Below are 23,156 nucleotides of genomic sequence, written 5' to 3'. Positions count from 1 at the left end.
AGGTTGGATCAGATGAATTTCTAATCTATCACAAACAGAAAAAGTTAAGAGGAAATCAATATGTTGAACTGGAATGATGTTTTGAAATATGCCCGTGAGGGTAATTTAAAGCCGGCCAAACGAGTCGAAAAAACTGAAGAAGAATGGAAATCAGTGCTTAGCGATGAAGAGTTTCGTATCACGCGTAAACACGGTACTGAAATGCCAAACAGTTCTGATATGTGTAGCCTTTTTGAAGAGGGCCTTTACGGCTGTGTTTGCTGTGGCACTTTATTATTCGATGCGAGTGAAAAGTTTGAATCTGGTACCGGATGGCCTTCATTTACACTGCCATTAGAAGACAATGTGATAAATTATATCGAAGATAATTCGCATGGAATGAGTCGTGTAGAAACCACGTGTAGTACCTGTGATGCGCATCTCGGTCATGTTTTTCCAGATGGACCAAAGCCGAGTGGTTTACGCTATTGCATGAATGCTGTAGCACTTAAAAAGCAATCAGCATAAAAAAAATAGAATAAAGGTAAACGTTGTAAACCGACTTTTACGGAAGCAGGGGGGAGGGCGAAATACACCCCCCCACTTTTCGGGGTTTTTTTCAGTTGTCAGCTTGATGCTTAGCTAAACAAGAGTATTTACATTTAACGGTTATCTCTTTCCGCGCATAGGGCGATATTCACTCATTGTCTCTTCAAATTTATACAGGTTTTCATAACCTAATAAAGCCAGCAATGCCTTCTGATGCTGTTCTCTAATATTTCGGTGAATCTCACGAATTTGTTCGCTCTGCTCACGCAATGTTTTCATTTCTTGCTGATGGCTTTCCAGTAACATTTTTAACTGTTGCGCCTTGGAATCTTCTAATTGCAAACTAGAAACAACTTGATCAATATCGGGTTGTCTGGGGCCTTTTTTGTTTTCTGTTCCATCCGATATATCGGCATAAACAGAGGTTGTCGCGAGTAACGCGATTAAACACATGGATATGATGGGCTTCATGTTTCTACTCCTTATATTTATTTGATGTTGAGAAAAGATATTGACCGATAAATGAGTAATAAATGTGAAAATAATAAGGAAAAAGAAATACGCTTTTACTGAAAAATAACTCGCTTCCACAACTTATCTCCAAGTATCTGCCCCTTTAATTGCCTGTTAAGTCGTAAACCATTTATTTTTATTGGTGATTTAATTTGTGCTTAATCCCTTTTTCTAGAAATAAAAGACTCTCTTATCAACACAAAAAATAGAATGCTAATTATCTGCTCATTTATTCATGAAAATGAGGTCTATGACAACTACGTTTCAAAAGCTTCTTAGTTCCTTTTTAAAATAATAAATAGATTATTAATCAGTGGTTTGGTGGTTATTTCTTGTTGTGTTGATGGCTCGATCGACACTGTATCCAGCACGTTTTTTTAGTGCGAATTAAAGGCTCTAAATACGTTGTTTTAGTGATGTGTTAATCTATTTTTTATAATTATATTTATACATCGATAGCTAAAAACTATCGTTACCATGCAGAAATACTGTTTTACAGTGCGTATTAAATATTCAACTATGTAACCCACGTTGTTAATAAAACAACTTTTTAATTCAAGGAACAGGAGACGTAAAATGTCACAAGGTAAATGTCCCGTAATGCACGGTGGCGCAACAGAAACAAGTAATTCTATTATGGAATGGTGGCCAAAAGCCCTAAACCTGGACATCCTACACCAGCACGATAAAAAGACGAATCCAATGGGTGCTGATTTCGATTACCGCGAAGCAGTGAAAAGTCTTGATGTCGAAGCACTGAAGAAAGATATGCATGCACTAATGACTGATAGTCAGGCTTGGTGGCCAGCAGATTGGGGTCACTATGGTGGACTAATGATTCGTATGTCCTGGCATGCGGCAGGTACTTATCGTATTTCTGACGGTCGTGGTGGAGCTTCAACGGGCAATCAACGTTTCGCACCATTAAACTCCTGGCCTGACAATGTAAATCTGGATAAAGCACGTCGTATCCTTTGGCCTATCAAAAAGAAATACGGCAATAAATTGAGCTGGGCAGATTTAATCGCTTACGCGGGCACTATCGCTTATGAGTCTATGGGCTTGAAGACCTTTGGTTTTGCTTTTGGACGTGAAGATATCTGGCACCCGGAAAAAGATATTTACTGGGGTTCTGAAAAAGAATGGTTAGCGCCAAGCGGCAGTGAAGGTTCTCGTTATTCTGGTGAACGTGATTTAGAGAATCCATTGGCGGCAGTAATGATGGGGCTCATCTATGTAAATCCTGAAGGTGTAGATGGTAACCCAGATCCATTAAAAACGGCTCACGATGTACGGGTTACATTCGAACGCATGGCAATGAATGATGAAGAAACGGTCGCGTTAACAGCCGGTGGTCACACTGTCGGTAAATGTCACGGTAATGGTGATGCTGAGATACTAGGAGAGTCACCAGAAGGTGCAGAACTGGAAGATCAGGGCTTTGGTTGGTTGAATAAAACCAAGCGCGGTATTGGTCGTGACACAGTCTCTAGCGGTATCGAAGGTGCATGGACGACAAATCCTACGCAGTGGGATAACGGCTACTTCCAACTATTACTTAATTACGAATGGGAACTAAAGAAAAGCCCGGCAGGTGCATGGCAGTGGGAACCGATCAATATTAAAGAAGAAGATAAGCCGGTTGATGTTGAAGATATGACGACACGTCATAACCCAATCATGACTGATGCTGACATGGCGATGAAGATGGACCCTGAGTATCGTAAAATCTCAGAAAAATTCTACAACGACCCTGCTTATTTCTCAGAAGTGTTTGCCCGCGCCTGGTTTAAATTAACTCATCGTGACTTAGGGCCAAAAGACCGTTACATCGGTCCTGATGTACCTCAGGAAGAATTGATTTGGCAAGACCCTGTTCCTGCAGGCAACACTAACTACGATATTGAAGCGGTTAAAGCGAAAATCGCAGCTAGTGGTTTGAGTGTTAGCGAAATGGTTTCGACCGCATGGGATAGCGCGAGAACTTTCCGTGGCTCAGACAACCGTGGTGGTGCTAACGGTGCTCGTATCAGGCTTGATCCACAAAAAGACTGGGAAGGTAATGAGCCAGCACGTTTAGACAAGGTACTGTCTGTATTAGAAGGTATTGCGGCAGAAAGTGGCGCAAGTATTGCTGATGTGATCGTGCTTGCTGGTAACGTAGGTGTTGAACAGTCTGCCAAAGCGGCGGGTGTTGATGTAACCGTACCTTTCGCTGCTGGGCGTGGTGATGCGACAGCTGAAATGACCGATGTCGATGCGTTTGATGTATTAGAACCTATCCACGATGGTTACCGTAACTGGTTGAAAGCCGATTATGTGGTTAACGCTGAAGAGCTGATGCTCGATCGCACTCAGTTGATGGGCTTAACTGCTCCTGAAATGACTGTACTTGTCGGCGGCATGCGCGTTATCGGTACCAACCATGGTGATAGCAAGCACGGTGTGTTTACAGATCGTGAAGGCGCGTTGACCAATGATTTCTTCGTTAACCTCACGGATATGAATTACTCATGGATTCCTACAGGTAGCAACTCGTATGAGATTCGCGATCGTGCCACTGATACAGCGAAGTGGACGGCAACACGTGTAGATCTTGTGTTCGGTTCTAATTCAATCCTTCGTTCGTACGCTGAAGTTTATGCGCAAGATGACAACAAAGAAAAGTTTGTGAATGACTTTGTTGCAGCATGGACCAAGGTAATGAATGCGGATCGTTATGATCTAGCCTGATTTTAGCTTCAGAAATCCCCACACTATGTTCATCGTGGTGTGGGGATTTTTTTTGTCAAAAATAAATTGATTTCTATCAGCTTGTAGCCGTATCTTAAAAAATGTCGCTATAAGTAGGGGGGTGGCTAAGATTGTGATCAGAGATTAATGTGGCTTTTGATAACGGTAACCCACGCCATAAACGGAATGAATAATTTCTTCTTCAATCGCTAACGCAGTGAGTTTTTTTCGTAGCTTTTTAATATGGCTATCAACCGTTCTATCAGTGACTATTCTGTCATCGTTATAGGCTTTAGACATTAATTGATCGCGCGAAAAGATTTGTCCCGGATGCTGATACATCACCTGAAATAATTTGAATTCAACAGCGGTTAAATCAACTTTAAGGTTTTCATAAATAATCTGATAGCTTTTGTCATTGAGTGTTAATTGGCCTTTCGTATTGTGCTCCAGAGTATCGGTTCGTCTGAACACAGATTTAATGCGGGCAACTACTTCTCGCGGGCTAAACGGCTTGCAAATATAATCATCCGCACCCAGTTCCAAGCCGATTAAGCGATCAATCTCTTCAACCTTCGCGGTGATCATAATAATCGGGTTATTAGACTGTCGTCGGAAGTCGCGACAAATGCTGATGCCATCAACTTCTGGCAGCATTAAATCTAACAGAATCATTCTGGGCTCATTATTTTCAAGCCACTCTTGCGCTTCGCGGCCGTTATGAATCATTTTGGTTTCAAAACCCGCCTCGGTACAATAATCTCTGAGTAATTCAGCGATTTTTATTTCATCTTCAACGATTAAAATTGGCAGTTTTTCAGACATGTTTGATCTTCTTGAAAAGTTAATGACGATTTATAGGGAATGTTATTACAAACGAAATGCCACCTAGCGGAGAGTGTTTCGCTTCGATGTTACCATCGTGAGCCGCCACAATGTTCTGGGCAATTGATAAGCCTAAACCAGAGCCGCCTGCATTTCTGTTTCGGGAAGCTTCAACACGATAAAGACGTTCGAATAATCGGCCTAGTTCTTCATCGCTGACACCTGGCTCAGAATCGGACCATTCTATTATGACACTGTCGGCTTGTTTTTTAATGTTAATTTCTAGCTGTCCAGACGTACAGGTATAGTGCTGGCTGTTGTTTGCCAGATTCGCAAATAGCTGCTCCAGTCTTTGGCCATCACCATCAATCTCGATATTTTCATTTGAACTGTTAAAAGTAACAGTGATGTTCTTTTCATCAAACTGGTGTTGATGCTGGGTAATAATATCTTCCACCAGTTCTACAATGTTCAAGGTTTCTTTGTGGTAGCTCAATGCACCAAGGTCTGATAACGATAGCTCATTCAAATCGCTGATCAACCGGCTTAGGCGCAACACTTCCTGATGCAAAGAATCGATGGATGATGGCGTTAGTTCACGAACCTTATCCTGTATCGCTTCTATTTCGCCCTTTAACACGGTGACTGGTGTTCTTAATTCGTGTGAAATATCCGATATCCAGCGTCTTCTGGAAGAACGGTTTTCTTCGAGTGTCTCGCCCAGAATATTCAGTTTTTTACTCAGCTGACCTAATTCGTCCTGGCTTTTATCTACGCTTTGGCAACGGTAGTCGCCAGATGTTAATAAACCAGCCTGATCGCCGATTTTATTGATACGCGAACGCAAGTAGGCGGCAAATAAACCGGCTCCGATTAATACAATAGCCAATGCCCATAGCGAAATTTTAATGAAGGCTTGATTTTGGTGTTGTACAAACTGTTGATCTAATTCATCAGTAATTTCATTAAATGGTTCAGAGCGAATATATCCCACCACTTTGCCACTAAATTTTAGTGGTTTTAAGGTAGCGTTTTCCGATGCCTGTGTTCCACCCACCAGGAATGATTTATTGGCATCCAATAGAGCCATCGACTTTGGCGGTGGCTTCGTTGCTCCTCTGCTCACTGATCTAGGTTGTTCTGAGCGAAACTCATTGTCCTCGATGAACAATGGAGGAGGATTACCAATGGCTTCAAGATGTTTTTTCCGCGGAGGAGGAGGAAATTTCCCCGGAGGGGGGCGCCTACCTTCGGGGCGTTCTGCAGGACCTTCACTTTCTTCTGCCCTTTTTCCTATGATGTTAACATCAAGTACCGGTTGTGCTTCTTCTTTACGAACATTGATATCACGCGATTGATAAAAAGAACGTTCCCAAAGTCTCCTGTTTCCTTTTATAAAATCCCAGTTTCTGTGTTTATGGTATTGCCTCAATAAGACTACGGAGAAGCTATCTGATCGACGTTCCTCAACATCGTTTAAATACGCCAAAAAGCCGGATTTGACACTTTGATTGGAAAGGAAAATCGCCAGAATTAACACTATCCCGGTAATACAGACGATCGTTAATACCAATTTATGCCACAGCTTAAAAGTCACGCTAATTCGTCCACGTTGTTTGCTGGAATCTTGGCAGAAAAGCTATCGGTAAAAGTAACTGGGTAGAAGAGCGTGTGATGTGTGGCGAGAGTGTCATTGGTTAAGATTAGCATTGGTTAAGAGTAGCATGTTACGGTTTATTGTTGTTTTACAAAGCACGATAAGTGCGTTTTGGATCAAGAGGTTTACTTGAATTGTTGTCTAGGGACCTGTCCGCTTTTTCTAGTTGTATCTAGATATAAACAGGAGGCCCCTAAAACAAGTTAATTATTCTTTAGTGAGATATTGTTAGTGCGTATTTAGTTAGTGCATAAGTCGTTGTTGGATTTGGCTTAATACTTGCCCATTTCTAACGTTGTAGTCGCAGTCACCTGATCATCAGTAATCGCTTTAATGGTGACATAATAAGCATGCCCTTTTCCGCCAGAACATGGTGGCATATAAGCACCCGCGGTATCCCAACCTGGACTACGTTGCGCTTCAATCACTTTAAAGGTAGATGGAATATCAAACGAGTGACCCGGAATGGAAGGAATCTCCACTTCTGTAACAGCAGTAGAGAGTGTGTAACTCATTCTTCCATGACCACCATTATTCATCTTTTCAGAATCACGATCGCTGTACTCTAAAACGATAGAGCTAGTGTCAGCAGGTATTTTACTGATAATCAATTTTGGTGTTGCCGGGCTCTTACCGCCAAACTTCTGGCATTGTTGACCGTCAGGAACTTTAACCCCGTCCCATGTAGCATCCGCAAATTTTGCTTCAAATGCAAAAACGTTACTGCTAAATGCTGTTAAAAATAATGATGCTATAACTACTTTAGTATTCATCTTTCTTGTTACTCCTCTGAGTGAATGAAATTGCTTTATAAAAGCGGCGGCAAATGAATCGCCGCAAATCTATTCAGCGTTGATGCCTGGTGTCCCCGTAAAATCTGGTTGTGCTTATAGTTTTACAAAAATTGTAATCGGGTAATGTGCAAGAAATATGAAAGTTACAAAAAAATTGTAATGTTACAGACAAAATAAAGGTCAATATTCTGTAAGGCACCCCCCTACTTAGGGGCGTTTTTTTAGATTAAATAAGCAAGATATGTTTCTGTATTTTACTTTATTACAAAAATTTACAATTATTCTCTTGAATTAAGTGATAGATAAATTAAATAATAAACTCATTTTTAATTAAATAAGAGGGCATCCAATGAAACTATCAAGAATATTGCTAACTATCGCTTTAACCTCCGCTGTCGCTTTTACAGCAACTGCTCACGGTGATAAAAAAGATAAATCACCAGAAGGACAAGCAGCAAAATACCGCCATAATGTATTCGGTATGATTGGTTATCATTTCGGCCCAATGGGCGACATGATCAAGGGAAAGTCTGATTACAATAAAGATACATTCTCAAAAAATGCAGATGCTCTAGCATCACTTGCAGTGCTTGCTCAAAATGGTTTCGAAGTTGAAGGTACGGTAAAAGGATCGCGTGCGAAGAAGAAAATCTGGGAAGAAAAAGATAAGTTCGATGCAGGCATCAAGATGTTTGCTGATAATACCGCTGCACTAGCGACACAAGCTAAGTCAGGCGATATGGCGGCTATCAAGCCAGCTTTTCTTAAAGTCGCTGATGACTGCAAGCAGTGCCATAAAAGCTACCGCGCAAAGAAAAAATAACATCGCTTAAGTAGTTGATTAAGTCATGCGTTTAGAAGAGCCTGATAGTGTTGCTGTCAGGCTTTTTTGTATCTGATCGCTTACCTGATGATGTATATATGCCTAATGACAAACAAGCGATAAATTAAAGACCACTCAAGTAAGTAACACCGCCAAAGACAGTGGCAATCGACACTATCAATACAAGCAGTGCGATAAAAGGGTTCTTAAACATGAGCTTTGGTTTAGCCTGATCTTGTGGCCAGTCAGCTTTTCCGGTGATCATGGGTTTTACTAAATTGGTGCGCTTAACTATTCGATAAAACACAATAGCGGCAACGTGAAGTCCCGTTAAATACAATAAAATTTCAAAACCCAGGTAATGATAATCTGTCATTTCTTCGGCGGTTTCTTCATCAACTAAATTGAATAATGGACCTTCAGTAAGGACCAGATCACTGCTGAATAGGCCAACTCCGGCTTGTAAGGCCAACATTACCAGCATCGCAATCACCATTAATCCACCCAGCGGGTTATGCCCTGCATTGACTTCAGGGTCTCGTTTGAACAGCGTTAGCGCATGCTTAATTGCGCCAACAGGGGAGATGAAATTACTAAAGCGAGAACTAGTACTGCCGATAAAACCCCAAATGAGTCGAAATAAAATCAACGACAAAATCAGCATGCCTGATTTCATGTGAAGGTCGAGATAGTTACCCGTTTCGCCGCTATACCACATAAATCCAAAAAGAATCACCAGTAACCAATGGAAAAGGCGTGTAGGAGAATCCCAGATTTTGACTAAGTTTTTCATTTTGAAAATTGTTCTGTTTTTTTGAAGTGCGAATTATATCTGCAACATTGAGAATCTAGAAACGTTATTCAGGCAGGTTTTTGATAGAGCTCATTGATAGAGCTTTTTGATCCAGTTTAATGGCACCCCCCTACTTACAGGCAGTTTTTTTATTATTGCGTAATTTATGAGGGTTTTACTTATTGTTTAAAGGGTCAGCAAATAACTTTTTCTCAGGGGTTTCAGGTGTTAATTCGATCTTGTATTGTTGGACCTTTTCGTCCGTTTTTAACTTTCTTTTGGTAGATATGGTGAAGATTTTTTCGCTCTCTTTTTTGCCGAATATATTCACCAAAAATTTAAGCTCATTGAGATTCGGTGTCATCATAGCTTGTTGCTTGTCGGTGTTTTTCGATAGCGCAAAACGCCCCATAATAATTAATTGATCGCTTGGTGCATTCGCGTCTGTATGCGATTCAACAGGCGTAAGCATCAAACCTCGAAGAGGTTTCTGACCTTCGTTATCTGACATCATTACGTTTTTATTCACAGTCTCAATAATATCAAGGCGATGTTTGCTGAATTCTGCGGCTGACATTTTTCCATCACCATCATCGTCGGCATTACTAAAGCCGGAAACGGGCAGTGAAAGCACCATAAAGGCGCTATTGCCTTTAAAATTCAAAGTGCCTCGCTGAGCCACCATCAAGTGTGCAGATACGTGCGGCACAATGGCCGCACTTATCACGAGACTTGAAAGCAGAGTTTTTGCCCAATGCATTAGGCTTTTATATAAACGTTGCTGAGTCATTTTAAGTTCGCTTTCCTCGGTAACAATTACTGAGGAGGTCCGCCAGCAGGAGGGCCACCAGCGCTTTCAATTTCGCCTTTCACACAACGTTGAAAGTAAGGATAGGTATCTGTCGCATAGTAATGGTAGATGCCGTTAGGAAACTCAGGAGTCACGCCAAAGCGTCCGTTACACTCATCCAGATCACCTGAACCTTCAACATATTCCCAGTCCTGTCTAAATGTGCCTAAGGCATAGGTATCTGTAGATGGTCTAGAATCGCTTACTGTGGTTGATAACTGATAACTGCCTGTCATATTCGTCAACGCAGAGCTCGTGTCAGTGGCAACGCTATAACCGTATCGCGCATAAATCGGAAAGCCATCAGATGCCCAGGCAATCAATGTCATTTTGCTTGCATCGCCACCTTGTAGCTCGATGAATCCTTCTGGCATGCCGTGATAGTGATAAGCGCCATCTGGCTGGACGTGGGCGTTGTTATCGTCCGTTCCGAAGTCAAAGCTATCTTGACCTAATGCTTCAATGCTCCAATTACCACTATTGTCGATTAAGCTACACGAATCGCCCGAATCATCACAAGAACCTGCAGTGCTCGAATCTATTTTAACGCCATTAAGGACATAACCTTGAGGGCCAGATGGACCGCCAAGTTCGGTAACAGTGTCGGTCTCAATGGGTGTTAACGTGAAGCTAGCAGATACATCTTGTTCTGAGATTGTATTGGGATTGCCAGTATTCGGGAATGTACCTACTTCATGATCGGGAATACCGTTAGCGACTAAATCTCGGGTGGTATCAGAACATGTCCAATCTGATGTGCTGGTGGTGTTTACAGACGCTGAATCATTAAATTCGCTGTAACTATAAGCACACTCGATGCCATTTGTAGAACTGGTACCCGATACATCCACGGTGCTCGCTGTGATTATAACCTGGTCCGTGCTTGTTTCAGAGCCGTCACTAACCGCAAGCTCAAAGGTGTAGCTGCCATCAGTATCAGCAGTGAATGTAGGATTCTCACTAGTGAAAGAATCGAGTGCAACGGCACTGTTTACGGGGTAAGTAATAATCGCCCAGTTGTATGTCAATGTATCACCGTCGGCATCAGAACTAGCGCTGCCATCCAGGCTTACTGTAGTGCCTGTATTGACACTCTGGTCAACGCCAGCATTAGCTTCGGGTGCTGTGTTCGTGGTTTCGCTGGTTTCTGTGGTATCGGATGAGTCGGTCGTATCCGTGCTGTCAGTTGCATCTGAACTGCTGGAGGAAGATCCTCCGCAAGCACTTAAAAAAAGTGCGATCGCTAGAATAGATAAGTAGCGCATATTGTTTCCTTTATTTTTGGTTGTATTGAATGATGAAAGTTATAATCAGTGATAAAAATTAAGTTAAGTTAAGTTAAATTAAATTAAGTGATAAAAAAGACTATTGCCCGCTGAGGTAGTTACTTACAGCTGCTGCCCTTGATTCAACGTGTGAATTTAATTCAGTTATTGCTCTGGTGAAATCTGAGCTATTGCTTAAAAACGTATAGCCATTTACTTCAGTGGTGGCATAAGGTTCGACTAGGTCAGAGTATGCGCTGTACAAAGCCTGCATTTTGCTTGTATTGAAAGCGTTATCAACCACATCCTGAACAAAAGCATCGTATTTGGCTTTATACACTTCATCTTGATATAGATAACCAATCAGTGGCCATTCAGAGCTTGTGACGTCGGAGAAATCCAAAGCTACTGATCCGCCCTGTTTTCCATCTTGTAATGCTTCGTTGTTATCCCAAGGGATCCAGGTCAATTTGTTAGTATCTGGGTTGTTGTACAAGTAATAGTTATGCGTCATGCGACCATAAGTATCCCAGTTTTGAATTACAGTATTTACCGCCAGATATTTTAAAAAGACATCGGTATCAAAAACAGCGTCGAGGTTTTCTCTCCAACTTGCGGCATCCGTGGTTCTTGTATCATCGTGCAAGATAGAGAGTAAGCTTGCAACATCAGAGAAATCTGCTTCATCTTCGTTGTTTTTCTTTACATATTCGTCTTCATTGTATGTGCCAGAAGCAAAGCTTGCTGCTGTCCCATCCGGTTTATATAGATTGCCGTCATCGCTTGAGAATTGAGTGTCCAGAACGCTACCATCCACTTCTTCTACCAGAGTATAAACGCCAAAATATTCAGGACCGTCTCCATGGTCTACATAGACTGTGTAAAAAGCGGTATGAGAAGCAACTAGGCCCGAGCCTCTAAAAACATCGGTAGCCACTTTTTCGCGTAACATAGAGTCATCATCATAATTATTTTTAACGCTTAGTTTTTTAAAGCCGTAAAAGCGCTGGTTTTTTATTTGAGGATAATCGTCTTCAAATTCATCAAAATCGAGTTTGAATGATAATTTTAGAATGCCGGCTTGCCAGCTTGATGCCAAACTAGAATTACCTTTGAATCGCACTCCCACTTTATACCATTCAGTGCCTTGATAGAAAACTTCAGCAGGTACGAATATAGGGTCTTCGTCAGAGAATTCGGTATTGCCACGTTGCCCGAAAGCACCATAAAGGCTGGTCATGTCGTCTAACATATCTTGCCAATAATCTTCTGTGATAACGATATCGAGTCTCTTCACCGTGTTGTCTTCAAAAACCTCATCAAAATTTGGGTCAACATCATTGCTATGTGTTGCTTCAGTCCAGTCTGTTGCTACAAAATCGGAAGTATCGGAAGTATCGGAAGTATCGGAAGTATCGGAAGTATCGGAAGTATCGGAAGTATCGGAAGTATCAGAAGTATCGGAAGTATCAGAAGTATCGGAAGTATCAGAAGTATCAGAAGTATCGGATATTTCGGTTGTATCTGTAGAATCAGTGCTAACAGAGCTCTCGGAAGAAGATCCTCCGCAAGCACTTAAAAAAAGTGCGATCACTATTGCTAGAATAGATAGGTAGCGCATATTGTTTCCTTTTTACTGTTATTGTCATTTGAAACGGCAATATAAGTCAGGAATGTGCAAACAATATGAAACATGCAATTATTCTTTGTACAAGCAGTTTAGGCGATGAATGTGCAAGAAATAAGGGGGATTTGTAAAGATTAGAGTATCTTTTTGAATACCGATGAATGCTTAAGGCACCCCCCTACTTATGGGCTGTTTTTTTATAAACCTGCTTAGCGTGCCTTATAAACAAAAGCCATTATCGCTGACTTCACAGGCAAGGTTTTCAGAGTCATCGGCATCACTGGTCTGGTTGTAGGTGGTTATTTCAAATGCAGTCACCGAGTTGCCATTACCGATGATATTTAACAGGTCAATGGTTAAGTCAACATCGTCCTCAGTGGTAATAATATTGTCATCGCCTGTAATACTGATTTCATCAATACTGGTATCACTATCTATGACCAGATAATTACCATCGCCCTGAATCGTAATCGTGGAAAGGTTATCTTCTAGAATTAGATAGGCTCCATCTGCTCTTAACAACAATTCATAAACGTCATCATTGTCGAGTGTTTCGGTGCCATCATCGGTGCTATAAACGATGGTTACGTCATCATCATAACTGTCAGTGCCGTCATCTAACTCGCAGGCTTGTAAAAACAAAGCGAGGAAAGTGATTGCCAGAGTTCGACTAATAAGCGTTGCCGCAGATTTAGTGAAATGTGCTTTTCTGATGATTGTGTTTTGCATGTTTTTATCGCTCATAGTGTCAGTTGATAGCAAGTTTTCCAGGGCTAGCGTGATAGCACTAGCGTGAGAGGACGAGAAGGATTGGGCCACTTTACATCGCTCATAAAAAAACCTTCAAGAAGGAGAGAGTCCTTGAAGGTTTTTTTATTCTAGCTAGGCATATCAGTTTTTATTGTGGGGGGCGTCCGCCTTCAGGTGCGCAGACTAATTCCTCTTCACTACGTGGTGGCGTTATGCAGGTGCCAGTGACATCACCTTTTTTTCCACTAAAAGAACAGCTATCAGAAGCACTTTTATCTGCACAAGCTTCAAATGCTTCTGCAGGTGGTTTTCCACCACCTGGAGGGCCTTGTCGTTCGGCAGCATTGGCAGTTGATAATGCTACCGTTCCTAGAATCGTTAATAGCGATGATGCGGCTATTTTTTTATACATATTTGCTTCCTCAAAATATTTTCTGGATCATTGTTAGAGAGGACAAATTATGAAAAACAATTGAGGCAGAAATAGGGATGAATAAAGGAATAAATGTGAAAGCTGTATTTATTCGTGACGTAATGCATCGATAGGATTAAGGCGCGCTGCTTTACGCGCCGGAACAAAACCAAACAATACGCCTATGCCTGCAGAAAATATAAATGAAACCAGATTGATCATCACATTGAAGGTATAGGGAACCCCCATAACCTGAGATAATATTATTGATGTAATCGTCGCAAGAATAATGCCGATAATACCGCCAAGCCCTGCGAGTACCACAGCCTCTATCAAGAATTGCAGCAAGACTTCTTTTTCCAGCGCGCCGATTGCAAGTCGAATACCAATCTCACGAGTACGTTCGGTAACTGAGACCAGCATGATATTCATGATGCCAATGCCGCCGACGAGTAAGCTCACTGAAGCCACTGCACTTAAAAGCATTGTCATCACCTGAGTAGTGCCGGACAGCGTTTCCGCAATCATCCGCGTATCCAGTATGTTGAAATTATCATCTTCTTTATCGGTGAGATGGCGGCGCTCACGCATCAGTTGAGTCAACTGGGTTTGTACCCGAGTTATGTCACTTTCATTTTCAACAGATACCAGAATGCCTGATACGTCGCGGTTACCTGCTATACGTCTTTGCACGGTGCTGATTGGCATTAGGACAATGTCATCATTATCCTGACCCATATTCGATGTACCTTTGCTTTTCAGGACACCGATGATTTGACAGGAAAAATTCTTAACCCTTATGTTTTCGCCCAAAACTTCTGATGTTCCAAAAAGCTCTCGGCGAATAGTACTGCCAATCACACAGACTGCTTGTCCTGCTGTTTCTTCGGCATCGGTAAACTTTCTCCCTTCGGCAATACTCCAGCTCCCAGCAGTAAAAAAGTCATTATTGCTGCCTGTTACGGAGGTTGACCAGTTGTTTGCCATCGCGACTACTGTTTCTGATTTATTCACTTGGGGAGCCACAGCAGCTAGTCTGGAAATCTGTTCGCGTATAGCTTTTACGTCATCGAGTTTGAAGTCAGGAGTACCATCTCCACGGGGACCTCTCATGCGTGTTCCGGGTCGAATCATCAATAGATTGCTACCAAGACTGGAAACCTGATCTTTGACCGCCTGAGTCGCTCCATTACCCAGCGTTACCATGGTAATTACTGCGGCGACACCAATCACAATACCTAGAATGGTGAGGAATGATCGCATCAGATTACGACGAATTCCTTTGATGGCTAATAAGAAGCTACTCCATAGCATTGAAGTCTCCTTGTATTACACCTGTTTGATCTATTTGGTCATCCTTTGACTTCGTTGTTATTCCAGTGCGATCAAGTGCTGGATTTTTTGTGTCGCTTTCTACCTTGCCATCTACAAATTCAATCGAGCGTTTTGCATACTCTGCCATATCTGGCTCATGAGTCACCATGAGGACTGTGATCCCTTTGTCTTCATTGAGTGATCGCAGTAATTGCATAATTTCGTGACTGCGGGTGGTATCCAGATTACCCGTTGGTTCATCGGCGAGTAACAAGGTCGGGTTGGTGACGATGGCACGCGCGATCGCAACGCGTTGCTGTTGACCGCCAGATAATTCTCCTGACGTATGATGTCCCCAGCCTGTTAGACCAACTTGCTCCAATGCAGCCGTGGACATTTTATGGCGTACAGCGGCGGATTCACCACGGTACAATAGAGGCAGTTCGATGTTTTCTTTTGCTGAGGTTCGGGCAAGTAGATTGAACCCCTGAAAAACAAAACCGAGATAGTGTCGTCTGAGCAATGCACGCTGATTGCGGTCGAGCAATTCAACGTGAGCGCCTTGAAACAGGTATTCGCCACTGGTTGGTACATCCAGACAGCCGATTATATTCATCGCGGTAGATTTGCCCGAACCACTCGGTCCCATAATGGCAATAAAGTCACCTTCCTCGACTTGTAAATCGACCCCACGTAGCGCCTGAAAACTCGCTTGCCCATGGCCAAAGGTTTTGGTGACATTGCTCAGTTCAATCAAAGCACTCATTTGCTCGCCTCGCTACTGGCTGTGATTATTTGCATATCTGGGGTTAAGTCACCTGCAACAACTTCGGTATTTTTGCCGTCAGTAATACCGGTTTTAATCTTAATCGGTTTAGGCGCTCCGCCTTCCAGAATCCAGATGGTTTGTTCAGACTTTTGCAGCGCTGTTGTTTCTTCAGTGCCTTTTCTCTTCTGTTGACGAGGAAAGCGTGGACCGGGCATTAGTTTGGAGAGAATGCCACCATCGGAAGAAGATTTTGCCCCTCTTTTTTCACTTGCTGAGCCGTTAGTCTGTGTGTCTGGTTTGAAACGCAAAGCAGTATTAGGGATTAGCATCGCATTTTTACGTGATTGGGTAATAATGGTTGCCGTTGCAGTCATGCCAGGTCTTAAGGTTAAGTCGGTATTGGTCACTGCTAATTCGGTAAGGTAAGACACGACATTATCGGTAAGGGTTGAACCTAGACTGACACGGGTAATCTCTGCTGGATAATTTCGTCCGGGCCATGCATCAACCGTGAAATCGGCAACTTGTCCTTCTTTTACCTGACCCACATCCGCTTCATCGACACTGACTTCCAGTTCCATTTTTGATAGATCTTCAGCCAGCGTGAATAACGTCGGTGCTGAGAGCGATGCAGCAACAGTTTGCCCGGGCTCAACCGCGCGATCTAATACCACGCCATCAATAGGTGAGGTAATAATCGCTTTTTGAAGATTGGTCTGTGATGAGCGTAATGTTGCTTTGGCTTCTAATACGCCCGCTTCTGCGGATTCTAAATTAGCTTGAGCATTTAATTGTTCGGCTTTTATGGATTCTGCACTGGCTTTAGTGCCGCTTATATTGGCTTTGGCAGATTCCGCACTGGCTTTTGCCGCATTCTCTGCTGCGAGTGCGCGTTTCCAGCTCGCTATGGCAGTATCAAGATCGCCTTTTGCAGGGAGTTTGCCGTTACTGCTTTTATTCAGTTGTTGCAATCGATTGAGGTGGGTGCGAGCTTCCAGTGTCGTAGCTTTGGCTTGTTCGACGAGCGCATTGGCCTGCAAGGCATTAGCCTCGGTTTGGCTTACGCTTGCGTTCGCTTGCAGAACATTAGCCGCAGCTTGCGTTATTTGTGCTTTTGCCTGAGCGACTTTAGATTCTGCAGACTTAAGCGCTGCTTGATTCTTGGCAATGGTGTCTTCGAGTTGATCTGTATCTAAGCGCGCCAGCTCCTGACCTTTTTTAACCACGTCATTATTATCGACAAAAACCTTTTCTACGGTACCCGATAATTCCGTACCGATATCAACCTGATTGACGGGTTCCAGATTTCCGGTTGCTGTAACACTTACCGTCAGATCACCTCGGTTAACACTCACCGTTTGATAAACCGCTTGTTTAGGAGAGCTGCTTTGATTCACATAGTTCCACGTCAATGCGCCGACTACTGTGAGTACTACCAGTGTAAGCAGCCATTTTTTCCAGGAAGAGTGTTTATTGCTCGTGTTCTGATTCACGATATCAGTTATAGAAGGAGTTGTTATTGTTTCTCTGTTTTTCATTTTTGGTATCTCCTACCATGCGCCGCCAACGGCTTTGTAAAGACTAATTAGGGATAAGCTTTGCTCTGCCTGAGCAGTAAGTAGGCTCTGCTGTGAAGTTAATACGGTTCGTTGTGCTTCCAGTACATTCTGAAAGTCATCGGTACCGGCGTTATAACTTAAGTTCGACAAACGCTCTGTGTTACGCGCCAGTTTTATATTACTTTGCAAAATCGGGGTTTGTTTGGCGAGTGATTGCAAACTGGCAAAGGCATTAGCAACATCTTGCAGGGCGGTTAATAGTGTTTTTTGATAAGTGGCGACAGCTTGTTCACGCTCTGCATTTTGCACTACGACCTGTTGTTTTAAGCTGCCTCCGTTAAACAACGGAGCGCTAATCGAAGCCAGAAGCGATCTGGCAATATTTGAAGGGTCGAATAAATCTGACAGTTTACTACTGCTGTAGTTGAACGAACCTGTCAGGTTGAAGCTTGGGTAAAGGTTAGCTTTTGCTTCGTCAACATGTAACTCTGCGGCGGTAACCAGGTATTCAGCAGCGCGCACATCAGGGCGCTGACGAATCGTATTCGCTGGTATTTTAGTTGCAAGTTTAATGTTTGCTGATGGAATCGGCTTAATATTTCTGAGGCGAGATTTAATCGCCTCAGGTTCTTTGCCAAGCAACAGTGCTAAGGCATGCTGAGAACTTATGATGCTATTTTCCAAAGCAGGGATTTCTGCTTTCACCTGACCGAGGCTGAGTTTGGCCTGTTCTTCTTCCAAGCCGCTGGCAAGACCAGACTGTTGCTTTAGCGTAATTAAATGCGACGTTTCAGCGCGTGACGCCAGACTTTGTTTTGATACCTTAAGCTGCGCCTGCGCTAGGCGTAAATTTACATAAGCACTGGCAACTTCTGCTACTAGTGATGTTTTTACATCCTCAAGGCTTGCCTGAGAGGCTTTCAAGTTTGCTTCTGCCGCATTGCTGGCAAAGCGGTTGCTACCAAAAAAATCTAACTCCCAACTGGCATCAAGACCTGCGCCATAACTTTGTTCGCTGCTAGCCCGGCCTGCAGAACCACTGGCTGATAAGGTCGGTAATAGACTCGATCTGGCGATAACGGTTTGAGCTCGTGCTGAACGCAAACTGGCTTGTGCAGTTTTAATATCGGGGTTAGCTTGCAAGGCTTCTTCAATCAAAGAAGTCATTAACGGGTCGTTAAATTTTTGCCACCAAATTGATAGCACAGGTGAAGGTTTTTGCTCAGGTGTGTGTACGTTGCTGCCTGATGCCGAATTTTTATTATTGGCATTGAGTAAACGCTCAGAAGAACATGCGCTCAATGATAGAATTGTAATGATGACGGCTATCATCGATGTAGATTTTCTTAGATTCATTTCCTACCTACTTACGATTTTTTTACGGTAATTTTATGCTGGGTTGTTTTCCTGTATTGCATAAGCAAATTTTATTCTCGAACTATGCAAATATGTTTCAGCAAAATGTAAAATTATGTAAAAAGTGATGCTTTGTTTTACCTGTTTGATAAGGAAAACTAACTATATCAATAGTTGACGTTAGGGTTATTGATGTGCGTATGGTTTTATGCAAATAAAGACGCCAAACAGCTAAAAAAGTGATCGTTGAATGCTGTGTTATTCTTGTTTTATGGTTGCTCTATGTTTGTTAGGCAAAAGAGAAGAATGTGACTAAGGTCATCAAAAAATAAAAGGCACCTCCCCACTTACAGGCACTTTTTTAAGAATAGAAATAAAGTGGTGTTTGTTTAATGAAAAAAAACACCTACTGATAAATCAGTAGGTGTGGAAGGGTCCAATAGGAAGGAAGGCCTATGAACCGTAAGGAGAGAGATTTTTTATTTATCTGTTTAAAAACCCCAACGAATATTGCCGGAGATAGTGTCTGTATCTTCTTGTGACGCGGAATAACCTATGCCAGCAGAAATCGATTTGTTGAAGTAGTAACGTGCACCGACTTTCAATCTGGTGTCATCGCTATTATCTATGTCGTAGTAGTCCAGATTTGCATCGAGTTCTACTTTGTCAGTAACCTTATGTCTGACACCCACACCAACGCCGTAACCATCGTCATCGTCTAGCGTATCAATGTCCTGATTGATGTATTTAATGTTGGTAGTGATATCCGTTTTCGGAGCAATTGGGGCATGGTATTCAAAACCAATGGCTGAGTTCTGAAAGTCGAGCTCAGAGTCATCGGCAGAGTTGTTAGAACTATCAATGTTGCCCGCAGCGTAATCACCAATGATATTAATGTTTGGCGTTAATTCATAAGATCCAGAAAGTTTGCCTGCATCGGCATCAGTACCATCCAGGTCGTAATTTTCGTAAGAACCTTCTATGAAGTTGTAATTAAAATCAGTAGCTTGAGCATTAAAAACCATACCTGCTAAAACCACGGTTGAGAGTGAATATATAATTTTGGTTTTCATTTTCATCTTGTTTTCCTATGGTTACTTTTTTGTAACCCTTGTTATTTAATTAGCGTTACGTAATCATTTTTTCGTTATCAATACCTTGCTATCAAAAGTTAAAATATTGAAAAGAATGCTTACGTATAAAATTTAATAAATTGCTTCTCTTCGAAACATGGAAGGTACTTTAAAACCAGAAAATGGAAGCATTATGGAAGTAATGTGAAAGGTTTGTAGCGAATGTAAAGTTACGTAACTTTATGTGGAGATAGTTGTTTCTGTATAATTTACAGGCAATAAAAAACCGAGACACGCTCGGTTTTTTTATATTAAATGTGAGTGTAATGACTTACAAACAAGCGCCATTCTGGCTTACTTCACATGCCAGATTATCAGCTTCATCGGTATCGCTTGTTTCGGTATAAGTACCGATATCGTAAACGGTCACAGAATTACCATTGCCTTGAATAGTCAGTTGATCCACGGTTAAGTTGACGTCATCTTCGACAGTAATGATGTTGTCATCACCGTTTATGCTTATTGAAGCAATGCTGGTATCACTGTCTATCACAAGGTAGTTGTCATCACCTTGAATACTAATTTCGGTGAGATTATCTTCCAGAATCAAATAAGTGCTATCAGCTCTTAAAATCAATTCATATTTGTCGTCATTATCCAGAGTATCTGTTCCACCGTCAGTGCTATAAACAACGGTCTGCTCATCATCATCGCTATCAGTACCATCATCAAGTTCGCAGCCCTGTAAAAACACCGCGAGAAAAGCAATCGTCAATGTACGGCTGATTAATGTGCGTAAGCAGTTGGAGTTTCCAGTGCTTACTTGTTGAAATTCTGTGTTTAGTATATTCGACATAATATAGTTCTTACTTAAATCTAGTTTAATCCGGTTAATGATGAATAAATGATAAATGAAATTATAGGATGAGACAGGATTGTACAAGAAAAGTGCCCTGAGTTTATTCTAAAAATCATTTAGTAAGTTTTTTTTGAGAGTAAATCTTATTTCTAACCGTTCCCTTATTTTAATTTTTAACTTGGAAGCTACCAATCAACGACCTGCAATAGTCAATATTCTGTAATTTAAACACTGTTAATTAATATATGTTTACAGCCAAACTCGTAATAAAGGCTGTTTAATAATAATCGAATAGTAAGCATCAAATGTGCAAAAAATATGAAAAAACGGTTGTAAGTAGGGGGGTGGCATTACGAATCCCCCCAGGACTTATTTAACTTTCTAATAATTTACCCATTAACGACAGTAGGTACCTGATTCAACTGCACCGTTATTACTAATCGTTTTTTGCTCAAAATCATAACAATTCGCCTTGGTTTCTGAAGGTTTGAAGCGCGTGTAATACTCAGTACCTTTGTAGGTGTAATTGAGCGTGCGAGTACCGTCTTCTTTTTTTACATGCTTAAGATTTTCGACACCTTCTCTAGGTGGTCTTAAATCTGCTCGCGCTGCAGCACCTTTTAATGGCGCGACTCTGGGTAAAATGCTGGTATCTACTTTTCCCACTAAACATTGGATAATATAAGGCGCTTCAACTGAGGTGTGATAGCGATAGCCGAATTGCTTATCTGCTTGGCCATTGCATACGTCCAGGTCACCTTTTGTAATGGCTGAACCGTCTGGGTTTGCATCACCATATAATGGGAAGCCATCGTAACCCCAGCCGATGATTGTTGCGTCGGTGACATTCTCCATTGAATCAATCATGCAAGTGGGTTTTGCGTGATAGTGATAATCATCACCGCGACCGGCATGGCCACCACATTCATCAAGCTGACCAAGTTTTGTTGTATCTTTAGTCGCATCGTAACCGTGTAAATCAATCTCACCTTGAGCCGAATAATCGTAGATTGGCACACCGTTAATTGCCACGCCTAAGGCAGCATCAATACTTGTTTTAGTATCAGATATTTCAGGGTGTAATAGAATTGGGGCTGCATAATTTAGCGCTGGAACAGGAATTTGTTCATTGGTTCCGGTGATTCCATTCATCAAACTATGATCGGGATAAGTGTCTGATTGCACATAGGCGTAAGTTTTATCACACGTTACCGTGACATCTTTAAAACCAGCAGTCGCCACTGATGCTTTAATGCGTGAACAAGCTTCGCTGTTTATGCTCTCACTTTCGCTAGGAACGTTTAGTTGGACATCAGGCTTTTTAGGCGGGCGTTGTTTGTCATTTTCTTTGGTTTTGATTGGGTTTTCATGGGTTGAATTGTCCTGTGCAGAAATACCAGTGTTAACCATTAGAATGAGAATAGTCACTGAGAATAAAATATTATTGCGCATGATTTTGGTCTCTTCTATTGAATTTATTTTACTGTTTTTCGAAGCAATACCAGATTATCCAGCACCAGGTTTGATGACCATATAAATTCTGCATCAGCACCTTTTGTGTCAAAAATTTCAGTGAAATTGGTATAGGATTTTTTATTATCTACACCCACTGTGTCGTTGCTAAAGGTTGAAGCGGCAGGCCATGCACTGTCGTCAAAGTCTGTTTTCATCCAGTTTTCAGGAATAGCCCAATGCGCTGCCGAAGCAGTTTCAAAGCTGGTAACCGATTGTTGATTACATGCAGAACTATCTCTTACTCCACCGTTTATCACTAAACATTTTCTATTTACAATAGGAGCGGTGTAATAGGTTTGTGCTTTCCAGCTACTGTCAGTAAGTGCAACCGTTTTACCATCAGCATCTTGAAAGTGTGCGACGAAACCTCCATCTCCTGCGTGAAATTTTGTGCCACGATTACTTTCCATGCCTAGTCCAAGCGTCTCTTCCCAATCCACCATTTTTACGGAGATGTTGAATGGGTAGTCGGTTTTGAATCTCACTACATTGGCATTGAACGGTGTAAATGGAACGGGATCGACTGCAATTAAAACGCCATTGATGTATAGCTCAAAATAGTTGTCGGGAAATATGTAGGCGGTGAATATTTCCTTACCAGCGCCATTCCCACTTGCATCAACTACGGGTACTGTTGATAAGTCCAAATCTGCAAGAGAGTCTAATTTTTTGCCACCACATTCATTGTATAGGTCTGTGGCTTTTGTTGCCGTTGTAAATTGGGTGTCAGCAGGAACAGTCCAGGTTTTTCCATCTTCAGATTTTATTTCGCCTACGGCACTAACTCGAGACCTATCACCACAATCGATCAGACCCGCATTGGTTTGAGTGGCAACACCAGTTGTAAAGCTTGGTTGCTCTGCTTTTGCTGGTGCGGATAAAAACATTGTGGCTGTAATTGCTGTCATCATCGCTACCGTTGTCGCGAATCTGATTGCATCAGTAGATGAGTGCTTTGTCATAATATGTGATTTCATAGTGTGTCTATTGCCTTTGAAAGACTTTTCAGTTTTTATACAATGAGTTTAGAAGACTAAAGTAAAAGAAAATATGGCTGTTATGTAAAATTGTGTAAAAGTAGTGAGGGCAGAGAATTCTCTAAACATTGCTTGATAGCGCAACAATAGCGGTTTTAGCCGCT

At 42.0% G+C, this 23,156-nt stretch carries 21 protein-coding genes; 3 read left to right on the top strand and 18 right to left on the bottom strand.

Features of this window, described 5'->3' with window-relative positions; genetic code table 11:
* The first annotated feature begins 60 nt into the window (after positions 1–60).
* Positions 61–507: a peptide-methionine (R)-S-oxide reductase MsrB gene (gene msrB, locus EV695_RS03165; RefSeq protein ID WP_131904456.1), complete on the top strand. Its 447-nt coding sequence runs from the start codon at positions 61–63 to the stop codon at positions 505–507.
* A 141-nt stretch (positions 508–648) separates the two neighbouring features.
* On the opposite strand, the gene EV695_RS03160 is transcribed toward msrB, so the two are convergent.
* Positions 649–999, bottom strand: coding sequence for a hypothetical protein (locus tag EV695_RS03160; RefSeq protein ID WP_131904455.1), 351 nt, complete (start codon positions 997–999; stop codon positions 649–651).
* 618 nt (positions 1,000–1,617) lie between these two features.
* On the opposite strand from EV695_RS03160, the gene katG reads away from it, so the two are divergent.
* Entirely contained in the window at positions 1,618–3,774 is a 2,157-nt protein-coding gene (gene katG, locus EV695_RS03155; protein ID WP_131904454.1) for a catalase/peroxidase HPI, read from the top strand.
* A 144-nt stretch (positions 3,775–3,918) separates the two neighbouring features.
* Here the strand turns inward: katG and EV695_RS03150 are convergent, their stop codons facing one another.
* The 3 genes from EV695_RS03150 to EV695_RS03140 form a co-directional block, all read right to left on the bottom strand.
* Positions 3,919–4,599, bottom strand: a complete 681-nt coding sequence (locus EV695_RS03150; protein WP_131904453.1) for a response regulator — start codon at positions 4,597–4,599, stop codon at positions 3,919–3,921.
* A 19-nt stretch (positions 4,600–4,618) separates the two neighbouring features.
* A complete protein-coding gene (locus EV695_RS03145; RefSeq protein ID WP_131904452.1) occupies positions 4,619–6,196 on the bottom strand; it encodes an ATP-binding protein in 1,578 nt (525 codons plus the stop codon).
* A 332-nt stretch (positions 6,197–6,528) separates the two neighbouring features.
* Positions 6,529–7,029: a hypothetical protein gene (locus EV695_RS03140; protein ID WP_131904451.1), complete on the bottom strand. Its 501-nt coding sequence runs from the start codon at positions 7,027–7,029 to the stop codon at positions 6,529–6,531.
* A 370-nt stretch (positions 7,030–7,399) separates the two neighbouring features.
* Between EV695_RS03140 and EV695_RS03135 the strand changes: the two genes are divergently transcribed.
* Entirely contained in the window at positions 7,400–7,873 is a 474-nt protein-coding gene (locus EV695_RS03135; RefSeq protein WP_131904450.1) for a c-type cytochrome, read from the top strand.
* A 124-nt stretch (positions 7,874–7,997) separates the two neighbouring features.
* On the opposite strand, the gene EV695_RS03130 is transcribed toward EV695_RS03135, so the two are convergent.
* The 14 genes from EV695_RS03130 to EV695_RS03065 form a co-directional block, all read right to left on the bottom strand.
* Positions 7,998–8,666, bottom strand: a complete 669-nt coding sequence (locus EV695_RS03130; RefSeq protein WP_131904449.1) for a cytochrome b/b6 domain-containing protein — start codon at positions 8,664–8,666, stop codon at positions 7,998–8,000.
* A 175-nt stretch (positions 8,667–8,841) separates the two neighbouring features.
* A complete protein-coding gene (locus EV695_RS03125) occupies positions 8,842–9,456 on the bottom strand; it encodes a hypothetical protein (protein ID WP_131904448.1) in 615 nt (204 codons plus the stop codon).
* 26 nt (positions 9,457–9,482) lie between these two features.
* On the bottom strand, positions 9,483–10,781 hold the full coding sequence (locus EV695_RS03120) for a YHYH protein (protein WP_131904447.1): 1,299 nt from the start codon (positions 10,779–10,781) through the stop codon (positions 9,483–9,485).
* 100 nt (positions 10,782–10,881) lie between these two features.
* The gene (locus EV695_RS03115; protein WP_131904446.1) at positions 10,882–12,402 is read right to left on the bottom strand and encodes a CotH kinase family protein; all 1,521 of its coding nucleotides are present in this window, start codon (positions 12,400–12,402) and stop codon (positions 10,882–10,884) included.
* Between the two features lie 225 nt (positions 12,403–12,627).
* Positions 12,628–13,152 (bottom strand): hypothetical protein, encoded by a 525-nt coding sequence (locus tag EV695_RS03110; RefSeq protein ID WP_131904445.1) that lies wholly within the window; start codon positions 13,150–13,152, stop codon positions 12,628–12,630.
* 154 nt (positions 13,153–13,306) lie between these two features.
* The gene (locus EV695_RS03105) at positions 13,307–13,570 is read right to left on the bottom strand and encodes a hypothetical protein (RefSeq protein WP_131904444.1); all 264 of its coding nucleotides are present in this window, start codon (positions 13,568–13,570) and stop codon (positions 13,307–13,309) included.
* Positions 13,571–13,678: 108 nt separating this feature from the next.
* Complete coding sequence (locus EV695_RS03100) at positions 13,679–14,884, bottom strand: ABC transporter permease (RefSeq protein ID WP_131904443.1); 1,206 nt, start codon at positions 14,882–14,884, stop codon at positions 13,679–13,681.
* Positions 14,871–15,650: an ABC transporter ATP-binding protein gene (locus tag EV695_RS03095; protein WP_131904442.1), complete on the bottom strand. Its 780-nt coding sequence runs from the start codon at positions 15,648–15,650 to the stop codon at positions 14,871–14,873. Before EV695_RS03095 ends, EV695_RS03100 begins: the two co-directional genes overlap by 14 nt.
* On the bottom strand, positions 15,647–17,191 hold the full coding sequence (locus tag EV695_RS03090; RefSeq protein WP_131904441.1) for an efflux RND transporter periplasmic adaptor subunit: 1,545 nt from the start codon (positions 17,189–17,191) through the stop codon (positions 15,647–15,649). The genes EV695_RS03095 and EV695_RS03090 overlap by 4 nt, the downstream gene beginning before the upstream one ends.
* A 12-nt stretch (positions 17,192–17,203) precedes the next feature.
* Positions 17,204–18,568 (bottom strand): efflux transporter outer membrane subunit, encoded by a 1,365-nt coding sequence (locus EV695_RS03085; RefSeq protein WP_131904440.1) that lies wholly within the window; start codon positions 18,566–18,568, stop codon positions 17,204–17,206.
* 491 nt (positions 18,569–19,059) lie between these two features.
* Positions 19,060–19,647, bottom strand: coding sequence for an outer membrane beta-barrel protein (locus EV695_RS03080; RefSeq protein WP_131904439.1), 588 nt, complete (start codon positions 19,645–19,647; stop codon positions 19,060–19,062).
* 325 nt (positions 19,648–19,972) lie between these two features.
* Positions 19,973–20,497 carry a hypothetical protein gene (locus EV695_RS03075; RefSeq protein ID WP_131904438.1) on the bottom strand — a complete coding sequence of 175 codons (525 nt, stop codon included), beginning with the start codon at positions 20,495–20,497 and terminating at the stop codon, positions 19,973–19,975.
* 399 nt (positions 20,498–20,896) lie between these two features.
* Complete coding sequence (locus tag EV695_RS03070) at positions 20,897–21,952, bottom strand: YHYH protein (RefSeq protein WP_131904437.1); 1,056 nt, start codon at positions 21,950–21,952, stop codon at positions 20,897–20,899.
* 23 nt (positions 21,953–21,975) lie between these two features.
* The gene (locus EV695_RS03065) at positions 21,976–22,992 is read right to left on the bottom strand and encodes a hypothetical protein (RefSeq protein ID WP_207906931.1); all 1,017 of its coding nucleotides are present in this window, start codon (positions 22,990–22,992) and stop codon (positions 21,976–21,978) included.
* Positions 22,993–23,156 lie beyond the last annotated feature (164 nt).

This window comes from Cocleimonas flava (assembly GCF_004339015.1).
Taxonomy (GTDB): domain Bacteria; phylum Pseudomonadota; class Gammaproteobacteria; order Thiotrichales; family Thiotrichaceae; genus Cocleimonas; species Cocleimonas flava.
Note: the sequence above shows the minus strand (reverse complement) of the source record. Positions and strands in the feature narration are given on the sequence as shown.